21 protein-coding genes and 1 pseudogene are annotated in these 20,499 nt (G+C 50.8%); 12 read left to right on the top strand and 10 right to left on the bottom strand.

Annotated elements, in window-relative coordinates:
- Positions 1-10: 10 nt before the first annotated feature.
- From ACX3P5_RS00520 to ACX3P5_RS00545, 6 genes are all read left to right on the top strand, one after another.
- Positions 11-286, top strand: a complete 276-nt coding sequence (locus tag ACX3P5_RS00520) for a hypothetical protein (protein ID WP_258996307.1) — start codon at positions 11-13, stop codon at positions 284-286.
- A gap of 10 nt (positions 287-296) precedes the next feature.
- Positions 297-1,502: an ATP-grasp domain-containing protein gene (locus ACX3P5_RS00525; protein WP_346550259.1), complete on the top strand. Its 1,206-nt coding sequence runs from the start codon at positions 297-299 to the stop codon at positions 1,500-1,502.
- Entirely contained in the window at positions 1,471-2,691 is a 1,221-nt protein-coding gene (locus ACX3P5_RS00530) for an MFS transporter (protein ID WP_458968119.1), read from the top strand. The genes ACX3P5_RS00525 and ACX3P5_RS00530 overlap by 32 nt, the downstream gene beginning before the upstream one ends.
- Positions 2,678-3,469 (top strand): putative arsinothricin biosynthesis methyltransferase ArsM, encoded by a 792-nt coding sequence (gene arsM / locus ACX3P5_RS00535; RefSeq protein WP_311968000.1) that lies wholly within the window; start codon positions 2,678-2,680, stop codon positions 3,467-3,469. The genes ACX3P5_RS00530 and arsM overlap by 14 nt, the downstream gene beginning before the upstream one ends.
- Positions 3,470-3,479: 10 nt before the next feature.
- Positions 3,480-4,577: a GTP-binding protein gene (locus ACX3P5_RS00540; protein WP_258996302.1), complete on the top strand. Its 1,098-nt coding sequence runs from the start codon at positions 3,480-3,482 to the stop codon at positions 4,575-4,577.
- Between the two features lie 72 nt (positions 4,578-4,649).
- On the top strand, positions 4,650-5,249 hold the full coding sequence (locus tag ACX3P5_RS00545) for an MIP/aquaporin family protein (RefSeq protein WP_242458896.1): 600 nt from the start codon (positions 4,650-4,652) through the stop codon (positions 5,247-5,249).
- Between the two features lie 33 nt (positions 5,250-5,282).
- On the opposite strand, the gene ACX3P5_RS00550 is transcribed toward ACX3P5_RS00545, so the two are convergent.
- Positions 5,283-5,780, bottom strand: a complete 498-nt coding sequence (locus tag ACX3P5_RS00550; protein ID WP_346550254.1) for a GNAT family N-acetyltransferase — start codon at positions 5,778-5,780, stop codon at positions 5,283-5,285.
- A gap of 225 nt (positions 5,781-6,005) precedes the next feature.
- Between ACX3P5_RS00550 and ACX3P5_RS00555 the strand changes: the two genes are divergently transcribed.
- The 3 genes from ACX3P5_RS00555 (at position 6,006) to arsC (ending at position 8,211) form a co-directional block, all read left to right on the top strand.
- Complete coding sequence (locus ACX3P5_RS00555) at positions 6,006-6,359, top strand: metalloregulator ArsR/SmtB family transcription factor (RefSeq protein ID WP_258996301.1); 354 nt, start codon at positions 6,006-6,008, stop codon at positions 6,357-6,359.
- A 90-nt stretch (positions 6,360-6,449) separates the two neighbouring features.
- Positions 6,450-7,733, top strand: a complete 1,284-nt coding sequence (locus ACX3P5_RS00560; protein WP_187508774.1) for an arsenic transporter — start codon at positions 6,450-6,452, stop codon at positions 7,731-7,733.
- A gap of 49 nt (positions 7,734-7,782) precedes the next feature.
- Positions 7,783-8,211, top strand: coding sequence for a glutaredoxin-dependent arsenate reductase (gene arsC / locus ACX3P5_RS00565; protein ID WP_258996300.1), 429 nt, complete (start codon positions 7,783-7,785; stop codon positions 8,209-8,211).
- Positions 8,212-8,268: 57 nt separating this feature from the next.
- Here the strand turns inward: arsC and arsH are convergent, their stop codons facing one another.
- Positions 8,269-8,991 carry an arsenical resistance protein ArsH gene (gene arsH / locus ACX3P5_RS00570; protein ID WP_458968120.1) on the bottom strand — a complete coding sequence of 241 codons (723 nt, stop codon included), beginning with the start codon at positions 8,989-8,991 and terminating at the stop codon, positions 8,269-8,271.
- Positions 8,988-9,323 (bottom strand): ArsR/SmtB family transcription factor, encoded by a 336-nt coding sequence (locus ACX3P5_RS00575; RefSeq protein WP_182505494.1) that lies wholly within the window; start codon positions 9,321-9,323, stop codon positions 8,988-8,990. The genes arsH and ACX3P5_RS00575 overlap by 4 nt, the downstream gene beginning before the upstream one ends.
- Before the next feature lie 348 nt (positions 9,324-9,671).
- Between ACX3P5_RS00575 and umuD the strand changes: the two genes are divergently transcribed.
- The 3 genes and pseudogenes from umuD to umuC (ACX3P5_RS00590) form a co-directional block, all read left to right on the top strand.
- Positions 9,672-10,121, top strand: a complete 450-nt coding sequence (gene umuD, locus ACX3P5_RS00580; RefSeq protein ID WP_187508778.1) for a translesion error-prone DNA polymerase V autoproteolytic subunit — start codon at positions 9,672-9,674, stop codon at positions 10,119-10,121.
- An 8-nt stretch (positions 10,122-10,129) separates the two neighbouring features.
- The gene (umuC, locus tag ACX3P5_RS00585; RefSeq protein WP_458968163.1) at positions 10,130-11,404 is read left to right on the top strand and encodes a translesion error-prone DNA polymerase V subunit UmuC; all 1,275 of its coding nucleotides are present in this window, start codon (positions 10,130-10,132) and stop codon (positions 11,402-11,404) included.
- A gap of 43 nt (positions 11,405-11,447) precedes the next feature.
- Positions 11,448-12,491 (top strand): annotated as a pseudogene (gene umuC / locus ACX3P5_RS00590) (translesion error-prone DNA polymerase V subunit UmuC); the annotation flags it as partial.
- Between the two features lie 307 nt (positions 12,492-12,798).
- On the opposite strand, the gene ACX3P5_RS00595 reads toward umuC (ACX3P5_RS00590), so the two are convergent.
- From ACX3P5_RS00595 to ACX3P5_RS00625, 7 genes are all read right to left on the bottom strand, one after another.
- A complete protein-coding gene (locus tag ACX3P5_RS00595) occupies positions 12,799-12,993 on the bottom strand; it encodes a hypothetical protein (protein ID WP_311976850.1) in 195 nt (64 codons plus the stop codon).
- A 181-nt stretch (positions 12,994-13,174) separates the two neighbouring features.
- The gene (locus ACX3P5_RS00600) at positions 13,175-13,378 is read right to left on the bottom strand and encodes a plasmid partition protein ParG (protein ID WP_285722981.1); all 204 of its coding nucleotides are present in this window, start codon (positions 13,376-13,378) and stop codon (positions 13,175-13,177) included.
- The gene (gene parA, locus ACX3P5_RS00605) at positions 13,375-13,998 is read right to left on the bottom strand and encodes a ParA family partition ATPase (protein WP_311976851.1); all 624 of its coding nucleotides are present in this window, start codon (positions 13,996-13,998) and stop codon (positions 13,375-13,377) included. Before parA ends, ACX3P5_RS00600 begins: the two co-directional genes overlap by 4 nt.
- Positions 13,999-14,278: 280 nt before the next feature.
- Positions 14,279-15,049: a site-specific integrase gene (locus ACX3P5_RS00610; RefSeq protein WP_311976897.1), complete on the bottom strand. Its 771-nt coding sequence runs from the start codon at positions 15,047-15,049 to the stop codon at positions 14,279-14,281.
- 4 nt (positions 15,050-15,053) lie between these two features.
- On the bottom strand, positions 15,054-15,566 hold the full coding sequence (locus ACX3P5_RS00615) for a hypothetical protein (protein ID WP_311976852.1): 513 nt from the start codon (positions 15,564-15,566) through the stop codon (positions 15,054-15,056).
- 217 nt (positions 15,567-15,783) lie between these two features.
- On the bottom strand, positions 15,784-16,230 hold the full coding sequence (locus ACX3P5_RS00620; RefSeq protein WP_458968121.1) for a hypothetical protein: 447 nt from the start codon (positions 16,228-16,230) through the stop codon (positions 15,784-15,786).
- Between the two features lie 420 nt (positions 16,231-16,650).
- Complete coding sequence (locus ACX3P5_RS00625) at positions 16,651-20,478, bottom strand: YobI family P-loop NTPase (protein WP_458968122.1); 3,828 nt, start codon at positions 20,476-20,478, stop codon at positions 16,651-16,653.
- Positions 20,479-20,499: the final 21 nt, after the last annotated feature.

Consider the following 20,499-nt stretch of genomic DNA (forward strand, 5'->3'; position numbering starts at 1 on the left):
GATAATCAACATGTTTATTAATGAGTTTTCAAAGCTGGCTGCATTTGCGCAGGAAAAATCCTCTCTGGAAGCCGGCACGCTGAGCCTGATCAAAATGGCCGTGCTGCTGGCAATGGACAAACCGGAAGAGGCAAAAGCATTGATGCTTGAATATAAAAACGCCGGAGGCGGGCAGGATAACATTGATGCCGTCTTTGCCATTATCGCCAGCGCAAAGCTTTCGTATATCTACAGTGAAACCGTCCGGAATGAAAAGCCTTCGGGTTCTTCTTCGTGCTGTTCATAAGGGGCTGAGAATGGACCACGGCTACGTCGTTCTTATTGGCAGCAGAGACACGGAGCAGGAAACACGCATCATCAGAAAGCACGGTTACAGGGTGCTGCTGATCAATACGCGTATATCCCTGAAAGAGCTCTGCTTTGTGGACAGAGCCATTGAGGCAGATCTCAATGACAGCGACAGTATTACCAATCAGATTGCTGATCTCCTGCAGGACGGCATGCACCTGGTTTCTGTTCTTACGCAGAATGAGTACCGTACCGGGCTGGCAGCGAAAATTGCAACGCTGGCGGGCACCTGTTTTCTGTCTGAGCAGGCGGCGGCCATCTGCAGAAACAAATCCAGCGTCAGAAACGCGCTCCGGGGAACGTCGCTCGGCACTGTGCCTTTCGTTGTGAATGAAAACATTCGCGCACTGCTCAGTGATACTGAAGGTATGGATTTTCCGGTAGTGGCCAAACCGGAAAATGATGCCGGCAGTAACCACGTCTACATCTGCCGGAACACAGAGGAGCTTTGGGACGCGGTCAGCATCATCGGTAACCTGAAAACGAACCATGTCCTTCAGGCGATGGGGGGCCGGACGCTGATTGAACGCTATCTGGAGGGCCGGGAATTCAGCGTGGAAGCATTATCTGACGCGTCATCCACGCGCGTTATTGCCGTTACTGAAAAGTTTACTCAGGGCAGTGTTGAAAAGGCTCACCTGGTACCGGCACGCATTAGTCCGGAAGAGCGGAGCGCCATAAAATCCTTTATTTCAGCCCTTCACGAACAGCTGGGCATCCGGCATGCCGTTACGCATACCGAAATCAAGCTACATGAAGGGGTGCCCGGCCTGATTGAAATTAACGGCCGGATCGGAGGAGACAATATTGCCGATCTCGTCCGGCTCACCACCAGACTGGATTTGTTTGAGGCCGCGCTGCTTCTATCGCTGGGTCATTCCGTGGATAACGTTATTACCTCTCTGGGCTGTGTCACAGAAAGCCCGGCATCGGCCATGAGTATCTTTCTGTTTGCCGCTGAAGACGGGTATGTCCGTTATAAGTCCTGCCCTTATCCGGTGCAGCGGGCTTTTCCGACGGGTTCCTTCGTCACCCGGACGACCAGTAACTACACCCGACTGGGTTCGTACATTATCTCCAGCGCATCCTCTTTAGATCCGCTTGAAAGGATTACCGAGTCAGATGAATACTTCACCGTTGAATGCTGTCAGTGAATCTCCCCACGATAATCGCAGGATGCAACTGCTGCTCTGCACAGCGGTTTTTCTGCTTGTCAGCGGAACCGGAATTATTGCCCCGTTGCTGGCTCCGTATGCCGGCACCCTGGGTATATCAACCTATGCGATCGGCTTCCTTTTCAGCGGCTTTTACATTGTCAGACTGATAATCGGCACGCCCGTAGGCTTTTTCTCGGAAAAATACGGAGCGAGAACGACGCTTATCGTCTCTCTTGTGGTCTATCCCTTTGTCTCGATGACCTATTTTTTTGCCGGTGACGCCGTTACCCTTCTCGGCGCCCGCCTGCTGCACGGTATTGCCTCCGCCATGATGCTGCCCATGGCCATGGCTTACATGGGTAATATCAGCCTCAGGGGAAGGGAAGGATATTACATCGGCATACTCAATACGGTTATCCTGTCCGCCGGCGCGTTCGGTCCGATAGCGGGCGGTTTTATAGCCCAGTACTGGGGCTTTCGTGCAGCCTTTTCGTGTCTTTTCTTTCTCTCACTTATTTCCCTGATGGTTGTGTTCCTGCTGCCACGCGAGAACCCGATGCAGAATACGTCACGGAGCAGAGTGACACCAGACAGTACACGGCAGACAAGCGTCACCCTGACACGCGGCGTCATCGTGCTGGCACTGTTCAATACTGTCATTGCCGTCTTTGATATTTTCATCATTTCCTTCTTCCCGCTGTATGCGCTGAAGATGAATCTGTCTCCCTCCGTTCTCGGAGCCCTTATTGCCGTAAACAGCCTCATCATGGCTGGACTTCAGATCCCTTTCGGACGACTGGTCGACCGGCACTCCAGGCAAACGTGCATCCTTATCTCGGTCATCAGCATGTCGGCAAGTCTACTGCTCACCCCGGTGATTTGCGGATACGCGGCCTGGGCTGGGCTCTGCTTCTTTGTCTTCACGACAGCCGTTAGTGTGGCGCTGTGCATGGCTGGCGTGTCGGCTCTGTCTGTGGAAACCGGTAAGAAGAACGGTATGGGCAGGATCATGGGTTTCCTGGGTTCTGCCAGCAGTTTTGGCATGATGATCGGCCCGATGCTGAACGCATTTCTCGTCGATCGCGTGTCCTATGATTCCATCTTTTATGTCACCGCCGCCCTGTGGCTGCTCACAGGCGCTGTGTTTGTTTGCGTAACCAGAGGCTCTCATCATGACCACCACTAACTGCTGTGCCCCGGCAAAAGCGCCGTCTCTCAATCCCATCAGGGAATTTTACAATCAGGCTGCCCTCGGAGGATCGGGATATTCTCAGGGAACGGATAAGTTTTCTCCCGGTGCCCCCACGGAAAGCATTGTCCGCTATATTGCGGCCCGGCAGCCAGCCACCATCCTGGATATCGGCTGCGGGATGGGGACCACCCTTTTCGATGCCGCACCAGTTCTGCATCAGCCGGAGAAAATCATCGGCATCGACTTCAGCGACAACATGATCAAGCTGGCGCGCAAGAGAAAAGCTGAAACAGACGCCCCCTTCACGGAAAAAATGGCATTTTTCGTTGCGGATGCTCAGGATCTCCCCTTCATGGATAGCACTTTTGATTTCATTTACAGCGAATGTGTCCTGAACCTGGTGCCGGACAGAAACAAGGTTCTGCAGGAGATTCACCGCGTCCTGTCACCGGGCGGCATCTTCATCTACACCGACTTTATTGCGTACGAAACCGTTCCGCAAAACATCCGTGAAAACATCAACCTTATGAGCGGATGCCGCGCAGGCAGCCTGCTGCTGAGTGAAAATCTCACCTCTCTTGAGCAGAACGGATTTACCTCTTTCGTGGTGGAAAACCATACGGATGATAAAAACCTGCGTTACGCCCAGATGCTTGAAAACAGCGAAGAATATAAAAAGCAGTATTTTGAGCTGCAGGAAAAAGAGCCGGAAGCGTCATCATTTATTGAACACAAACTGGGTTATTACCTTGTGAGCAGTCTCAAAAAATAAGGTGACCACAATGAAAAAAGTAAAAATATTACTGCTGAGTGGATTTCTGGGGGCCGGAAAAACCACGACGGCCCTCAGGCTGATTTCACATCTGGAAAGCAAAGGGATGTCCGCAGTATACATTGCCAATGACCAGGGAAGCCTGCTGATTGATACCGGAATGGGTGAAGGTAAGGGCATCGTGACCCGGCAGGTCGGGAACGGGTGTTTTTGCTGCAGGTTTGAAGATCTGATGGAAGCGGTACAGGGCCTGATTGCAGAAAAACAACCGGACGTCATTATTGCGGAAGCCGTGGGCAGCTGTACGGATCTGGTTTCAACGGTCATCAGGCCGCTTAAAAAGTACTACGGCACTCAGCTTGAAGTGCTGCCTTTTCCGGTGGTGCTGGACGGTAGCCGCTACGCTGATATGCAGCGCCTGCTTGGAACCCGTTTGAGCTACCTGTTTACAAAGCAGATAGAAGATGCGCAGATAATTGGCCTCTCCAAGTCAGACAGCATTCCTGACGACGAACGGGCAGCGTTTATCGAGGCGTTGCATAAGCAATATCCGGCCAAGCCGGTTATAACCTATTCCTCGCAGACCGGTGACGGCATCGCTGAATTTGCCGATGCGCTCATCTTCACGCCTCAGCTTTCGGCAGATACCCTGACGCCTCTGGAGATCGATTATGAAACTTACGGGGCCGCTGAAGCCGATATGGCGTGGGTGGATATAAGCCTGGACCTGACGGCCAGTGACCGGCTTATTGCGCCTGATGTCTGGATCCGTACCTGTCTTGAGCATCTGAGATCTGCCCCCTCACTCAGTAACCGGGTGATTGGTCATATTAAAATAGCGCTGGGTAACGGCGCGACACTCACAAAAGCAAGCCTGGTCGACATACATAAAGAAATTCAGTTTGATGAGCGTTGCAGCGATACGGCAGAAGCCTGCGTCGCACTCATCAATGCACGCGCTGAAGGGCAGCCGGCTGAAATTTATGCGATCGTGGAGGCGGCGGTCAAACATACGGCCTCACTGACAGGCTCACAGGTCATCTTCCGGGAGCATAACGCGTTCAGTCCCGGTATGCCGACACCGGTTTACCGCATCCTTCAGGACTGACCCATGAAGACTTTATGCAATTGTAAATCCCGTGATGTGATTTCGGAGTTTCTCGGTACATTCATGCTGGTTATGATTGGTGTCGGTTCCATTTCTGTAAATGAAATCAGTGAGGTAATTGGCAATTTCGGTATAGCGCTCAGTTTTGGTCTGGCCGTTTACTTTTGCATAAATCTGTTCTCGGCCAGCAGCGGGGCACACCTGAATCCAGTGGTCACCCTGATTTTTTATCTGATCAGGACCTGCTCACTGCGTTCGACAGTGAGCTACATCTTGGCTCAACTGTTGGGCGCAAGTGCCGCAGCAGTGTGCCTGAAGGCGGTGTTTGGTCATGCGCTGCTGGCAGGCGTAACCCGGGTTCATTCGGACGTATCCCTGTATAACGCGTTCTTCATTGAGGGGATCATGACGTTTTTTTTAATCATGAGTATCCTGACAACGCGGAATGCCACCATCATCAGCATTGCGGTCTTTCTGGATGCCTTTATCGGCGGCCCGCTGACCGGTGCCAGCATGAATCCTGCCCGAAGTTTCGGCCCGGCCTTCGCCATGGGATACTGGGATAACCAGTGGCTGTACTGGTGTGCTCCGCTGTGCGGCGGTCTGGCAGCCGTCTTCTGTTGTCATTTCATCATGCAGGATCCCAAAACCGTTTCCGTGGAATCACGCTGATACTCTGGATGCCTCCGCTCAGCGGAGGCATGTTCAGTAACAGACCGCACGGCTTCTTCGTTCATAAATCAGAACATCGCGCCATACGCCATGCATTTCCCCTACCTTTTCCCGGCATCCCACTTCCCTGAATCCCTGGCTAAGATGCAGGGCAATGCTTGCCTGATTTTCCGGGAATATGCCGGCCAGCAGGGTCCAGAACCCGGCTTTTTCTGATCCCCTGACGAGTTCCGTGAGCAGTGCTTTGCCCACTCCGGAACCCTGATAGCCGGAACCGACATAAATGCTCAGCTCAGCAACGCCGCGGTATGCATTCCGGCGGGAATAGGGAGATAATGCAGCCCATCCCGCCACATTGTTCTCAACACAGGCAACATAACGGCATTCCCTGAGATGACCGCTATCCCATTCCTGCCATTCCGGTGGTGCCATCTGGAAAGTGGCATTGCCGGTAGCAATCCCCTCTTGATAAATCTCCCTGACTGCATTCCAGTCTTCATCGTTCATCTTTCTTATGCTGACTTTTGCCATATTAACTTTTCCGTATATGAGTTTATAGTTAGCAGCTGACAGAAATGGCGCCTGTCACGGATTTTGGAGGCGAACCGGGCAGCGTAACCGGACAGTGATCCTCCCCCTTTCGTATTACTTAAACCGCACCTCTACTCTGGCCGATTCATATGCATATATCTATATATATAATTGCTAATCTTTATCCTTACAGTCACACTATCTCCGGCCTGAACAGGAGTTAATATGCCACTGCTTCTCCCCCTTATGCTTTTCCAGGCTCTTGCTGACGAAACCCGTCTGGCTCTGGTCCTTTTGCTACGTGAAAAAGGCGAACTTTGCGTCTGTGATCTCTCCGCTATTCTGCAGAAATCCCAGCCGAAAACGTCCCGTCATCTTGCCCTTCTGAAAAAAAAGGGCATCCTGCATGACCGGCGCGAGGGGAAGTGGATCCATTATCGTCTTTCCCCGCATATGCCGGCCTGGGCGGCAGCCGTTATTGAGCAGGCTTACCTTTGTCAGCGGGATGCGCTTCTGCAGATGACCCGTCAGGCTGAACGGAATAACGCAACCACCAAGGGAAAATCTGCCTGCATCTAAAAATTTTGCCCTTACACATTCGATCTATCGAATGTGATTGCTATTGCATGACATCGTTTTTAACCGATTTTGTCTTTCAAAGGAGAGGATATGTTTCTGGCGGGTGCGATATTCGTCCTGACCCTGATACTGGTGATCTGGCAGCCGAAAGGACTCAGTATTGGCTGGAGTGCCGTTATCGGCGCCGCGCTGGCGCTGCTGACCGGCGTGGTACACATCGGGGATATTCCGGTGGTCTGGCAGATTGTCTGGAACGCCACGGCCACGTTTATTGCGGTCATCATTATCAGCCTGCTGCTCGATGAGTCAGGCTTTTTTGAGTGGGCCGCGCTGCACGTCTCCCGCTGGGGTGGCGGTAAAGGCAGGCTGCTTTTCACGTATATCGTTCTGCTGGGTGCGGCGGTGGCGGCTCTGTTCGCCAATGACGGGGCGGCGCTCATTCTGACACCGATCGTTATCGCTATGTTGCTGGCGCTGGGCTTCAGCCCCGGTGCCACGCTGGCGTTTGTGATGGCGGCAGGCTTTATCGCCGACACTTCCAGCCTGCCGCTCATCGTATCGAACCTGGTCAACATCGTCACGGCGGACTTTTTTAAGCTGGGTTTCAGCGAATATGCCTCGGTGATGGTGCCGGTGAATATCGCCTCCGTGGCCGCCACGCTTGTCATGCTGCACCTGTTTTTCCGCAGGGACATCCCGGCTACCTACGACCTGGCGAAACTGAAGGCGCCGCGTGAGGCCATTCGCGATGCGCGCACCTTCAGAACCGGCTGGATTGTTCTCATCCTGCTACTGGTCGGCTTCTTTGCTCTTGAACCCCTCGGCGTACCGGTCAGCCTGGTGGCAGCGGTGGCGGCGTTTATTCTCTGGCTTGTAGCCCGGAAAGGCCATGTTATTGATACAGGAAAGGTACTAAAAGGTGCACCCTGGCAGATTGTTATTTTCTCGCTGGGCATGTACCTGGTGGTATACGGACTGCGCAATGCCGGGCTGACTGATTACCTTTCTGCCGCCCTGAACCGGTTTGCCGAGCATGGCGTCTGGGGCGCAACGCTCGGCACCGGCTTTCTGACAGCGACGCTTTCCTCGGTGATGAACAACATGCCTACCGTGCTGGTTGGGGCGCTTTCGATTGAAGGCAGCACCGCGCAGGGCGTGGTGAAGGAGGCGATGATTTACGCCAACATCATCGGCTGCGACCTCGGTCCGAAAATCACCCCCATCGGCAGCCTTGCTACCCTGCTGTGGCTGCACGTTCTGGCACAGAAAAACATTACCGTCAGCTGGGGCTACTACTTCCGTGTGGGCATCGTGATGACCCTGCCGGTGCTGTTTGTGACGCTGGCCGCACTGGCCCTGCGCCTGTCTGTTTAACCTAAACCCCGGCGCTGCGCCTGCGCAGCGCCTTTACGGAGTACCGCTTATGACTGACATTACCATTTACCACAATCCGGCCTGCGGGACGTCCCGCAATACCCTGGCACTTATCCGCAACAGCGGCACCGAGCCCACGGTGATTCTGTATCTGGAAACTCCGCCGTCGCGCGATGAGCTGAAAAAGCTTATTGCGGATATGGAGATCAGCGTGCGCGCCCTGCTGCGTAAAAATACCGAACCTTACGAGCAGCTCGGCCTGGCAGAGGACCGGTTCAGCGATGACGAACTGCTCGATGCCATGCTGGCTCAGCCGATCCTCATTAATCGACCGGTTGTGGTTACGCCGCTCGGAACGAAGCTGTGTCGCCCCTCAGAAATGGTTCTGGACATACTGCCGGACCCACAGAAGGGAGCGTTTACCAAAGAGGACGGCGAAGCCGTCATTGATGAGCACGGAAACCGCGTCAGCCACTGATGTTTCCCTTGGCTGCGGGCATAGCAAATGTGAAAAAGCCGGCAGATGCCGGCTTTTTTATATGCTGCGCTGGTTTACACGCTCAGAGAGCTGCGCGGCACTCTCTTTCCTTTCGCTGTAGCGGTCGGTGAGATAATCAATGCGACCGCGCGTCAACAGAGTGAACTTCATCAGTTCCTCCATTACGTCCACTATACGGTCATAATACGGAGAAGGCTTCATGCGGCCGGCCTCATCAAACTCGGCCCAGGCTTTTGCCACGGATGACTGGTTCGGGATAGTGATCATCCGCATCCAGCGCCCGAGAATACGCATCTGGTTTACGGCGTTGAACGACTGTGAGCCGCCGCTGACCTGCATTACCGCAAGGGTTTTCCCCTGCGAGGGCCGGACCGCCCCGGACGTCAGCGGAATCCAGTCAATCTGCGTCTTCATGATGCCGGTCATGGCACCGTGACGCTCTGGCGAGCACCAGACCATCCCTTCTGACCAGAGCACCAGCTCGCGCAGCTCTGCGACCTTCGGATGCGTCTCAGGTGCATCATCCGGCAGCGGCAGGCCAGACGGATTGAATATCTTCACCTCCGCTCCCATGGCCGTTAGAAGCCGGGCGGCCTCTTCCGTGGTGAGTCGGCTGTAAGAGCGCTCCCGCAGCGAGCCGTAGAGCATCAGTATGCGGGGCGGATGCGCCACCTCTTCGGCCTTTAATTTTTCTTCCGTCAGCGGTGCATCCAGGAGCGTCAGATCGATATTGTTCAGGGTATCATTGAAGTTATTCACAATAGAGTCTCTTTATGAGTAATCGTGGCCGACAGGCTGCAGCAGCTGCCAGCGGCGCAGCACTCTTCCGTCAGAAAGGCCATCAGCTGCTCAAGCTGCGCATAGCAGGGCCTGCAGAACAGGGTACGGCTCTGCCGTTCCTGGCTTATGAGGCCAGCTGACATCAGCGCAGAAAGGTGATGACTTAGCGTGGAGGCCGGAATAGCCAGTCTTTTCTGGATGTCACCCACGGGCAGTCCTTCAGGCCCGACTTTCACCAGTTCACGGTAAATTCCCAGTCGCGTCACGTGTCCCAATTCCCTGAGAGCAGCCGCAGCATTTTGTATGTCCACATCATCACCAAATCTATATTTCTAGAATAATGGAAATATAATTTAAAGCGGACGGAATGGTCAAGCCTCTTCCCGCCATAAAAGTGCTGCGCTCAAAAAGAAAGCCTTTTATACCCTGTTGATCCGGCTGCAGTGGCAGAGCATATAAAAAGGCCATGGCTCAGCATTTCGGTAAAATTTCAGCGCTCTGACAACAGCTTTAGCCATAACCGTTTCGCTTCCGCTTGCCAGAAATCCCAGGCTCAATAATACTGTTCATATAACCAGTATAATTTAAAGGGGGATTTTTATGCGCTTTACATTTTTTTTCCTAATCCGTACACGGCAGCACGTCCGGGACGCCGCGTTATGAAAGCGGTCAGTTACGCTCAGGGCCTGACGCTGTTATGGCCGCCGATTTTTACCCCAACGGTAAAGGTGCCGCTGTACGCAGATCCCTGCTCAGCTGGTTTTCCCTCCCCTGCTCAGGATTATGTAGAGAAAGAGCTGGACCTGAATGAGCTCTGTATTCGCAGACGGGCGTCCACATTCTTCGTACGGGCCAGTGGCAACAGCATGCAGGAGCTGGGGCTTTATGACGGTGATGTTATGGTGGTCGATCGCGCGGAGCCACCCACGCACGGCGACATCGTCATCGCTGAGGTTGGAGGTGAATTCACAGTTAAGCGCCTGCAGCTGATCCCACGGGTGGCACTGCTGCCCATGAACCCTGCTTACGCCGCCATCTATCCGGAAGAGCTCCAGCTGCTCGGCGTTGTCACCTGGTTCTTTAACAGTACCCGTGCACGTCGGAGATAATTATGCCCATGTTCGGACTGGCTGACGTCAACTCTTTCTATGCCAGCTGTGAGACGCTTTTCCGCCCGGACCTGCGTGGCAGGCCGGTAGTCGTACTTAGTAATAACGATGGCTGCGTTATTGCGCGCTCTGCTGGCGCAAAAGCCCTGGGCATAAAAATGGGTGCACCGTGGTTCCAGATAAAAACACAGCACTATCCGGAAAAGGTACACGTGTTCAGCTCAAACTATGCGCTTTATCACAGCCTCAGCCAGAGAGTAATGACCGCGCTTGAGGACATAACACCACGCGTCGAACAGTACAGCATTGATGAGATGTTTCTGGATCTTACCGGTATTAACGGCTGTGAGGACTTCGAAGCTTTTGGTCGTCGCCTGCGCGCGCATGTATTTACCACAACGGGTCTTACCGTCGGTGTCGGCATGGGGCCCACTAAAACGCTGGCAAAATCAGCCCAGTGGGCGAGTAAGGAGTGGAAGCAGTTTCGCGGCGTGCTGGCGCTGACGCCGGGTAATCCGAAACGTACCGAAACTCTGCTGGCTAACCAGCCCGTTGAGGAAATATGGGGTGTGGGACGGCGTATCGGTAGGCGACTCAGCCTGATGGGCATCGAAACCGCCCTGCAGCTGTCACGCGCGCGTCCAAAGTTCATTCGCGATAACTTTTCCGTGGTACTGGAACGCACCGTACGCGAGCTGAACGGTGAGTCATGTATTCCGCTGGAAGAACTGCCGCCGGCAAAACAGCAGATAGTCTGCAGTCGCAGCTTCGGGGAGCGCATTACAACAAAAACAGCCATGCAGCAGGCGCTGTGTCAGTACGCTGCACGCGCAGCGGAAAAGCTGCGAGGGGAACGTCAGTACTGCCGCAACATCGGCGTGTTTATCCGGACGTCGCCACACGCCAGCGGTGAGGTGTTTTACGGAAACAGCGCCGGAGAGAAGCTGACACTACCAACACAGGATACGCGGGACATCATTGAGTCTGCGATGCGGTCGCTCAATTGTATCTGGCTTGAGGGTCGCAGATACATGAAAGCAGGCATAATGCTTGATAACTTTACGCCGAACGGCGTAAGCCAGCTAAATCTGTTTGACGATAATCGGCCACGGGCTAACAGCGCACAGCTGATGAAGGTACTGGACGGCATTAATCAGTCAGGACTGGGAAATGTGTGGTTTGCCGGACAGGGAATTAACACTGAGTGGAAAATGAAGCGTGAAATGCTCAGCCCTGCCTGGACCACGCGCTGGTCAGACATTCCTAAAGCACGCGTGCTCTGAGACGGTTATTAATTAAGCTGTTGAAACTCTATTCCACATAAATCACAGCATGTCTCAGCGCGTCATGACCGCGCTGGAAGAGATAACCCCCCGCGTTGAGCAGTATTCCATTGATGAGATGTTCCTGGACCTGACTGGCATTGATTTCTGCGAAGACTTTGAACATTTTGGCCGACGCCTGCGCGTGCACGTGATGGCTACGACGGGCCTTACTGTCGGCGTTGGGATGGGGCCGACAAAAACTCTGGCCAAATCGGCGCAGTGGGCCAGCAAAGAGTGGCCACAGTTCCGCGGTGTATTGGCGCTGACGCCGGGTAATCCTAAGCGTACCGCAACCCTGCTGGCAAACCAGCCCGTGGAGGAAATCTGGGGCGTTGGCCGGCGCATCGGTAAGCGACTTAATCTGATGGGTATTGAAAACGCCCTGCAGCTGTCGCGCGCTCACCCTGCCCTTATCCGTAAAAACTTCAGCGTCGTGCTGGAGCGTACTGTCCGGGAACTTAACGGAGAGTCCTGTATCCCACTTGAAGAGTTTGTGCCTGCGAAACAGCAGATTGTCTGCAGCCGGTCCTTTGGCGAGAGAATTACAGCGAAGGTGCTGATGCAGGAGGCGCTGTGTCAGTACGCAACCCGGGCTGCGGAGAAGCTCAGAAAGGAACGGCAGTTCTGCCGGCGCATCAGCGTCTTTATCCGCACCTCACCGCATGCGCAGGGTGAGATATTTTATGGTAACAGCGCCGGTGAGAGTCTCACAATTCCTACCCAGGACACACGGGACGTGATTGAAGTTGCCATGCGATCTCTTGATCGCATCTGGCTTGAAGGGCGACGTTACATGAAGGCAGGGATAATGCTCGACGACTTTACGCCTAACGGCGTCAGTCAGCTGAATCTGTTCGATGAAAATAAGCCACGTGCCAACAGTGCGCAGCTGATGAAGGTTCTTGACGGGATCAATCAGTCCGGGCTGGGCAGTGTGTGGTTTGCCGGTCAGGGCGTGAATACGGAATGGAAAATGAAGCGGGACATGCTCTCACCGGCATGGACCACGCGCTGGAGTGACATACCGGTGGCGCGCGTGATGTAGATGGGGCCTGCGGGGCACAGCATACTTTACGTCTGCCTGATGCCCTGTATTCTCAGGAAAACTGCTGCCAAAACTCATCCACAATGATCAGGGGTTTACCCGGGCGCTTTCCGCGGAAGTATCGTCCGCGCGGAACACTGTCCTTACGCGAAAGTTGATGAAGCCAGTCATCGAAGGCCGGACGGCGCCTGCGGACGGGCCCTTTAAACATAGCGGCTGACTGAGTAAACGTTTTGAATACAATCCCCGGCGCACGCATCTGTGTCAGTAATTCCTGAATTTCCATCAATGCCTCTGCGTTAATCATTCATTGATCAGGATTTTTTTTCTTCCAGCCGCCGTTAGCCAGGAAGGCTGCGCGCGAAACGCAGGCGCCCCACAGCAGCTGCATGCCGATTTTGACAAGCTCACTGGCATCATGCATGAAAAAAAGCGGCACGATAAACAGTGTGCTCAGCAAGAACCCCCACTCAGCAGCGCTTTTTCTATCTTTACCACTCATCGAACTCATCGGCCTAAAGCCCAGAAACCCAGATAGCAATATTTTTAATCTGTTCATATAGCAGCCCGTATAAACCCAGAAAACAATACATAATCACATAATCACATAATCACATAATCACATAATCACATAATCACATAATCACATAATCACATAATCACATAATCACATAATCCTGTAGTTACTGTTGTCTTTCCATCCATTCATTAATTAGCTCAATTGTTACATCTGTCATGTCCCTGTCCTGCTTCAAACAAGCCAGCTTGAAAGACTTATGCAGATCTTCAGGAATGTTCATCTGGAGTTTTTTCGTCGGTAATCCCGGTTTGTGGATGGCGTCAACCGCATGCATTGTGCTTTTGCTTGCACCGAGTTTCATTTTCATTGGCATAATTCCAGAATGTCATTTGTTAGTACGTCGATTTCACCTTTGGCATTAGAATCATCCGTATCAAAAACGGTGCCGCCATCAAGCATTGCTTTGACGTAACTCTGCCGTTGTGTCGTTCCTGTCCGTAGCGCGGGAATGCCAGTATCCTCAATGGATGCCTTAAGAACGCCCAGCATTTTGGCTGTATTTACCTTTTTGGTTATTACAAACCTAGCCTTAATTGGTTGCAGTTCCTGCCGAGCTTCAATCACAGCAATGATGGCGCCACAGGCAGCAAAATCCAGCGGTGAAGGTGTAACAGGGATTAAAACCACATCGGAAACCATGACTGCAGCAGCTGAAATAGCAGATATCGCAGCCGCACCATCTATGATTATGTAATCATATGATTTCAATGTTTTCCTTACTGAGTAGACTTCTTTTTCTGATCCAGCATCGGCTACGTCAAAGACGCATTTATCCTCGTTGTACCAGTTCCCGATGCTGCTCTGTGGATCAGTATCGACTACTATTACTTTGGCTCCCCTCTTTGCGATTGCTGTAGCTACATTTATTGAAGTAGTCGTTTTACCAACTCCACCCTTACCGTTCAAAAAAGAAATGACTTTAGCCATAAACACACCTTTCAAAAGTAAAAATTCGCCTCTAAAACAGCAATCCTGTAATCCTGTAATCCTGTAATCCTGTAATCCTGTAATCCTGTAATCCTGTAATCCTGTAATCCTGTAATCCTGTAACTATACGTGCGCGAATTTAAAACTCAATGAAAAAGATTATGTAATCATAAAATCAATAAATCACATAATTATCCTATCGATTCTGGCTTTTAAGGGGTGCGTAGATAATTGATAAATAAGATATATATTTTTATAGGGCCGTAGCATTTGAAACAGATCAGGCATTATTTTTGAGCATCGCAACAGCCTCCGTTCCGGGCATATGGAACTGCACCCTATGCCGGGCTGCCACGTCCAGCGCAAACACCTTCGTGTAAACCTCAGTGGACTTCATGCTTTTGTGCCCCATCAGGCTCTGCAGAGCCTTCAGCGGAATCCCCGCGTAAAGCATGTGCATGGCGTAGCTGTGACGGAAGGTGTGCGGCGTTACCGGCACGGAGAACGTTACTCCATCACCGGCGGCGACGGCAACGGCTTCATTAAGCCAAGTCCGCACCGTTCTGTCAGTCACCGTCCAGAGCCTGACCTTTTCGGTCCGGCCGGTATTAGGATTGCGCCGCTCCAGCGGAATTTTCAGCGTGGCGACCATCATTTCCAGCTGGGCTACGTATTGCGGATCGGACAGCGGAACCAGCCTGTGAGGAACCATGCCTGACGGTGCCCTGCCTGGGCCGCGGGCAGCTTTTTCTCCGCGCTGCTTCAGCGTGGCCAGCTGCACGTAAGGGTAGGGCGGTGCAAGACTGAAATCTCCCCGTGTCAGTGCAAGCGCTTCATTAATACGCGCACCGGTATTCCAGAGTGTTGTAAACAGCATCTTGCGGTGCAGATCCGGCACATAATGGAGGAGGGCGCTGACCTCTGGAGCCAGCATGTACTGGGGGTATTCGTCATGCTGTGCGGCCATTTGACGTAGCGCGAGCGCTGCGGGATAGTCGATAGCGACCGGTAAAGCCGGCGCTGGGTGCCCGTATCTGATGAGATCTGTCATATTTTCACTCAGCATCATCCATTTTCCAAGGTGATGGGAGATTGCACTTATGCATCAGTAACTCAATTAGCGCATCACACTCATTAGAAAGTTGTCGGAACCGTGTTGTGGCATCAGATAGGTATTCAACTTCAGTTAGCTTATCGAGCACATCATCTAGCTCCCTTTCATATTGCCTATGCAATAAAGGGAGGCGGTGAATCCGTAAGAGCAGCTCACCATCAAGCGAAGTCCAGTCTCCCTTTACTTTAGAGAAATCTGGCACGCCAGGCTTAGGGTTTAGAATTATGCTTTCCTCTCCAGGATTAAAGGAAAATTCATAACAAATGTCTCGATACTCAGCCAAGACAATCATTGCCTGACTGCCGATAAAGGCTCTGTCAGATGCAAGACGTTTTGCATTTGCGCCGGTTTCATTTCGAGCAATAAGTAACTGGGTTACAACTCCGCCAGCAATCGCCAGCGCTCCACCGAGTGCAGAGGTACCAAAGTTAACCCATGCAGGTGTATCAGCCATACCTATTCTCCCTAGTCTACAAGTAAAGGTATTTCTCTACATTCAGCTGCTGATTACTGCAGCGTAAACAATGCGTCAGCCAACATTGCAATTGCCGAACAGGCGGCGATCAGCCCGGCAGTCACAGTTCCCCATGTGCCCGGCCCTTGGTTGAACATCTGAACCGTAACCGTATGGGAAACTCATGATGCAAAGCTGTCAGTAATTTGCGTAGGCATTAAATTCTTTTCACTTTAATTCCCGTAGTTAAGGGGGCTGCGTCTGCGTCTGCGTCTGCGTCTGCGTCTGCGTCTGCGGCTGCGGCTGCGGCTAATGCCAGATCAATGATTTCTTTCTGAGTCAGAGCCCAGGCTTCATCTAGCGGCATGTCCCTGACTTTGCCGTTACCTTCAGGAGACTTTGGCATTTTGATATTATCGGATTCGCCGCGCGTGTAGCTGTAATCATTCATTTCCCTGAGATGCCCGTTTGGCATGATCTCCAATAATCCCCTGTCCGAATGAGTAACAATATTCCTTTTGATTATTTTTGCGTGTCCCACAGTCTGTGTTGTCTCTTTAATACAGAGTTCATGGATCTCAAACACTTTTTCCATCTTTTTGCGGATAGCTACCACTAAAGGCTCCTCACTCACCGTCAGAAACAATTCGTTATTATTAGCCATAAAATAATATCCTTTATTATTGTGTGATCGCAATTACCTGACACCCTAACACGCATGATCCGACTTTTCGCCGATACGGCAGTAACCGGAAGCGTAGCACGGCGGCGGGGCGGGGCAAAGCCCCCTCTCACGGGACGCTGAATCCGCAAAGATACTATATCTGGTAGCAATATCAGCTGCCGGGACCACTATATGTAGTGCCCTGTGCGGAAAAGCGCCGCCGGGGATAAAAGATCCGGTTCTGCCTTTTTCCGGATCCAGGGGTTTTAACAAAAGAGATGAATGCAAAGTGCGGAGAATAAATCAGGAATTGATCTGGTGGTACAGTATTATGTTTTCAGGCAACTTTAATGGTTAAAATCTAAAACTCTGCAGGAATGCATTAATCCTTGCTTCCTGCAGAACTGTATTCAGAATGCGTTATTCTCGCCGGAATGCGGAACTGTTATGCGGAATGAAACGGAACCGCCCTTCTTTACTCTCCTCCTTAAGCGCCCGGATAAAGCCAGCTGACTGCAGCCGCTGTGCCAGCTCCAGATCTTCCTCAGTCATGTCAATACTCCGGTGATTGAGGTCGCTGATGAAAGCTCTGGCGACAGGATCGCTTAACGCGCCGAGAACCTGCACAATGACGTTGTGCGTAACGTCTCCCGCTTTCAGGGACTGCAACAGTAGCGCACGCAGTATGTTTTCATCCCTTAAAAGGGTTAATAGCCGCAGCAGCGTAGAAGAGTTGATAAACAGAGGCCCTTCAAACAGCTCCACGTCATATCCCCACAGCCACTGCAGGGTAGAAGTGAGGACGGATCCCGGCAGGTCTTTGCTCGTCAGCAGCTGTCTTGCCAACATATAGTCGAAATCACCGCCGTGAATCAGAATGATGTCGGGCTCTTTTTCAAGCATCTTCGGATGCTGCAGGACCAGCCCCGCAAGCAATGTATCAGCGTTGTGATTTTCCTCATGAAAGGCCGTGTACAGCTGCTGGTAAACGCTGCGGATAGGGGCCAGTCTTCCGTAATCAATCAGCAGACCGACCTGATCAGCGTTCAGATTTTCAGGCAGCGACAGCAGCGTCAGCTGGATGGCAGAAAGAATTTTAATCCGGGCCTGGTCGCTTAAAGCACCCGAAGCATAAATTTTTTCTATTAAATTTTCATAGATATCAATAGAAGACACTGCTGCAGGAATATCGGCTATCGTATCGTAATTATTTTCGAACCATATGGCTAACCATGGATTGAGTTCATCACTGAATTTAAGCAGATAACAGACATTCCGCCAAGTGGACTCAATACGGTTATTTTCAAGCAGCAGTGTATAGATACTTGTTTCGGCCGAAATATTTTTGTACGTAAGAAAAACACCACTTCTTTCATTGATCTTACTGACATCGGGAATTGAAAAAATCATTTCACGCGCCAGCTTCTCGATGTTATTAACTGACAGGCTCGGATCGTTTAATATAGCAAGCACCCTGCCGAACTCATCTGAAGAGATAAATAAATCAGTAATAAAATCATTGATACTTTGCTTTATCTTTTTATTCAGCTGAGGAATATTAAAGGTCTCAATCGTGCTAAAAGGCTCTTTCATGAACTGTTTATGAACAGTTTCATCATGACCGGAGAGTATGCCGACCATGTTTAAAAGATTGTCTTTGGAATATTTCCACAAATCAATATTTGCTAATATGGAAACAATCTCCCTCCCTTGCTCGGATTTGCAGTCTCCTATCCTGGAAAGCATAACGCGCGTCCGCATGAGATTTTCAGTGAACGAGCTTGCATAATTGTCAGGAACTACGTCAGGGATGTCGTCATGTTCAGAGAATATTCTATCTGCCATATACCGTATTTCGACTGCTTCATTTTTCCAGCGCGGCTCTGAGGAACAAAAAAGTAGCACTAACAAATTCATCGCCGATTTTTTATCGCCCATTTTCAGAAGACGATTTAAAAATTCAGCAGCAGCATTCGTACCCGAAGCCATGAGCTGTGTGTATGCGATGCTCTCTGACGCAGGCCAGCTACTGAAGACTTGCTTGTAAAGCTGCTCAAGCCGGTGTTCTTCACCTTCTTCAAGCTGGATTTGAATAACTTCCTGTAGCTTACGCTGGTCGTGTTTATGCAGGTAACGAAGCACACCGGCGTGCCAAGCATTGTCCTGCAGAAGAAGCCCCAGCTCCTTCAGTTTTGCAATGACGTTAGCGGTTTTTTCCAGCGGCATCGCAGCTGTGAGAGTATGATCCATGCCAGCGCTGACGGCACGGATAAACTCATTGTCGTTGCTGCTGAGGCTGCCTGGAATGAATACCGACCGGTATGCCATATAGTCCGTCGAAAGATATCCCCAGCGCAAAAGAGAGTAGATAAAATCCAACTGTGAAGCATTATACCCTTCGCTGTTGTCAGGGCCGCACTCGATGCGGAGATTGTCACAGACCCAGGTTCTGAAGCCTTCACTTCCCATTCTTTCGATCAACGTTCCTGGTCGGCTGGCCTGGAGTCTGCGCCTACGCTGGAGAAGATGTTCCACTCTTTCTTCAAGAGCAGAAAGCTTCCCGTCTGCTTTTGAGCTAAGAATATTACAGCGACGTTCATATTCTCTCAGAATTTCACCAGCCTCCGAAGTATCTATGCCAGCTAATTGTATGTTATATGTAGAAGTTCTTACATGCAGCCCAGGAGATTTAAGCATGGATAAGAAGGTCTCTTCATTATTAATGACACTATGAAGAGTATATTGAGCATTGTTTTGATTGCTGAAATATGCCTGTCGATGTGTTTTGTCACTGACATAAACCTGTAATATATCTCGAATCACTTCGGATTTATCGTTTGCAAGCTCATCATCTATTTCTGAAACTTGAATGTTCAGGGTGTCAATTTCTTCATTAATTCTAGATTCAAAAATGGAAGAGATTTCGCCTGATATATGTGCATTCATAACACCATACAAAATACCCTGCTTTGAATCTATTAAATGATAATCTCGAGAACAAATATTTTTGTAAGCAATGAGCGAAATAAGCCGTATAATATTCTCACCATTATTGACCAAATTCCTGTAAAGCCGGAACTCATTGGAGATACTGTTTAGCACGCGCATGTCAGGAATAAAAATAGCGAGGCGCGCAATGCACTGTTCAAAACCAGGCACTTCAAGTTCATTTTTTTGAAATTTCCCTGAGAAATGATCTGTAGCATTCTGACTATCCATAACAGGGATAACGGGCATGATAAAATCAAAGAATTTAGTACGCGCCTCAGGTGAGTTGAATATATCATCCCTTACAGCATAGATAAAGCGCACAGGATTTTCTACAGGCCTACAGTTATTGATGATCTGATTAATTTCACGAAGTTTGATGAAAATAGCACCGTCATTATGACGGTCTAGATCTTCAAAAATAACCACATTGTATTTTTGCTTTTCAAAAAAGTAGACAATTTCATCAATAAAGACATTGAGCAGCGAAGGATCTGAAGGCCGGGTCGATATAGTGGCGCCTTTGGAGAGGTCAATCTTATCTATGCTGACGCGTCGGTCAAATATGCCAATCCTTTGGAGTTTACTGAGAACAAGATAAAAAGTGATGAAAAACGCGCTACTGGCTAAAAGGCCGATACGTATGACAGACGGTATCTGAAGGATCGTCTCGCTAAAGCCCGCAGGAAGCGAGAGTTTTTTCCCGTAATAAGCTGGGAAAAGGAGTACAAGGCCAGACAGACCACATCCTACCGTTGCCAGCAGGTCCCAGGCCATTTTGCGTGTCTGCGAAGGCGTAACGTCCGCAATCCGTTCGATGCGGGAGTATGGAAGCTCGCTTTTGCGGGCTTTGTACAGTATCTGCTGAAGGATGCTGTACTCTATTGATTTTTCTTGTTGTTTTGCCTTTCTCTCTGACTTGGCGCCGGATTCTTCCGACTTTTCTTCCGTCTCAGCCGTCGCCCGGATCATGTCAAAATCGGCGAGAGAAACCGTCATAATTTTCAGGTCGTTCTCACGACAACTTGACCAAGTAAGAAGCACAGAGCTTTTCCCTGCGCCGTAAGGACCGGTAACTGCGATGTTTTTAATATCTTGATGATGACATGCATAGTTCAGCGCATTCACGTAATGCTGCGCATCCTTTTCATCCATTAATGACGGCGTCAACGCGTCATAATCATAGATTTTAACATTTTCTTTTTCATTTTCAGCCTTAAGGAGGGCCAGAAGCCCCGCCAGCCTTGGCGTCTTCATCATATCGAGTACCAGAGTTCAATA

This window comes from Pantoea sp. S-LA4, assembly GCF_054482835.1.

What these genes read in the sequence shown, in the direction of transcription:
- ACX3P5_RS00600 (WP_285722981.1), bottom strand. Translation starts at nt 13,378, where the DNA reads ATGAAAATGAAACTCGGTGCAAGCAAAAGCACAATGCATGCGGTTGAC.
- ACX3P5_RS00615 (WP_311976852.1), bottom strand. Translation starts at nt 15,566, where the DNA reads ATGGCTGATACACCTGCATGGGTTAACTTTGGTACCTCTGCACTCGGT.
- umuC (WP_458968163.1), top strand. Translation starts at nt 10,130, where the DNA reads ATGTTCGGACTGGCTGACGTCAACTCTTTCTATGCCAGCTGTGAGACG.
- ACX3P5_RS00620 (WP_458968121.1), bottom strand. Translation starts at nt 16,230, where the DNA reads ATGGCTAATAATAACGAATTGTTTCTGACGGTGAGTGAGGAGCCTTTA.
- ACX3P5_RS00545 (WP_242458896.1), top strand. Translation starts at nt 4,650, where the DNA reads ATGATTGGTGTCGGTTCCATTTCTGTAAATGAAATCAGTGAGGTAATT.
- ACX3P5_RS00560 (WP_187508774.1), top strand. Translation starts at nt 6,450, where the DNA reads ATGTTTCTGGCGGGTGCGATATTCGTCCTGACCCTGATACTGGTGATC.
- ACX3P5_RS00625 (WP_458968122.1), bottom strand. Translation starts at nt 20,478, where the DNA reads ATGATGAAGACGCCAAGGCTGGCGGGGCTTCTGGCCCTCCTTAAGGCT.
- ACX3P5_RS00530 (WP_458968119.1), top strand. Translation starts at nt 1,471, where the DNA reads ATGAATACTTCACCGTTGAATGCTGTCAGTGAATCTCCCCACGATAAT.
- arsM (WP_311968000.1), top strand. Translation starts at nt 2,678, where the DNA reads ATGACCACCACTAACTGCTGTGCCCCGGCAAAAGCGCCGTCTCTCAAT.
- umuD (WP_187508778.1), top strand. Translation starts at nt 9,672, where the DNA reads ATGAAAGCGGTCAGTTACGCTCAGGGCCTGACGCTGTTATGGCCGCCG.
- arsC (WP_258996300.1), top strand. Translation starts at nt 7,783, where the DNA reads ATGACTGACATTACCATTTACCACAATCCGGCCTGCGGGACGTCCCGC.
- ACX3P5_RS00555 (WP_258996301.1), top strand. Translation starts at nt 6,006, where the DNA reads ATGCCACTGCTTCTCCCCCTTATGCTTTTCCAGGCTCTTGCTGACGAA.
- ACX3P5_RS00520 (WP_258996307.1), top strand. Translation starts at nt 11, where the DNA reads ATGTTTATTAATGAGTTTTCAAAGCTGGCTGCATTTGCGCAGGAAAAA.
- ACX3P5_RS00595 (WP_311976850.1), bottom strand. Translation starts at nt 12,993, where the DNA reads ATGAGTGGTAAAGATAGAAAAAGCGCTGCTGAGTGGGGGTTCTTGCTG.
- ACX3P5_RS00525 (WP_346550259.1), top strand. Translation starts at nt 297, where the DNA reads ATGGACCACGGCTACGTCGTTCTTATTGGCAGCAGAGACACGGAGCAG.
- ACX3P5_RS00550 (WP_346550254.1), bottom strand. Translation starts at nt 5,780, where the DNA reads ATGGCAAAAGTCAGCATAAGAAAGATGAACGATGAAGACTGGAATGCA.
- ACX3P5_RS00540 (WP_258996302.1), top strand. Translation starts at nt 3,480, where the DNA reads ATGAAAAAAGTAAAAATATTACTGCTGAGTGGATTTCTGGGGGCCGGA.
- parA (WP_311976851.1), bottom strand. Translation starts at nt 13,998, where the DNA reads ATGGCTAAAGTCATTTCTTTTTTGAACGGTAAGGGTGGAGTTGGTAAA.
- ACX3P5_RS00610 (WP_311976897.1), bottom strand. Translation starts at nt 15,049, where the DNA reads ATGACAGATCTCATCAGATACGGGCACCCAGCGCCGGCTTTACCGGTC.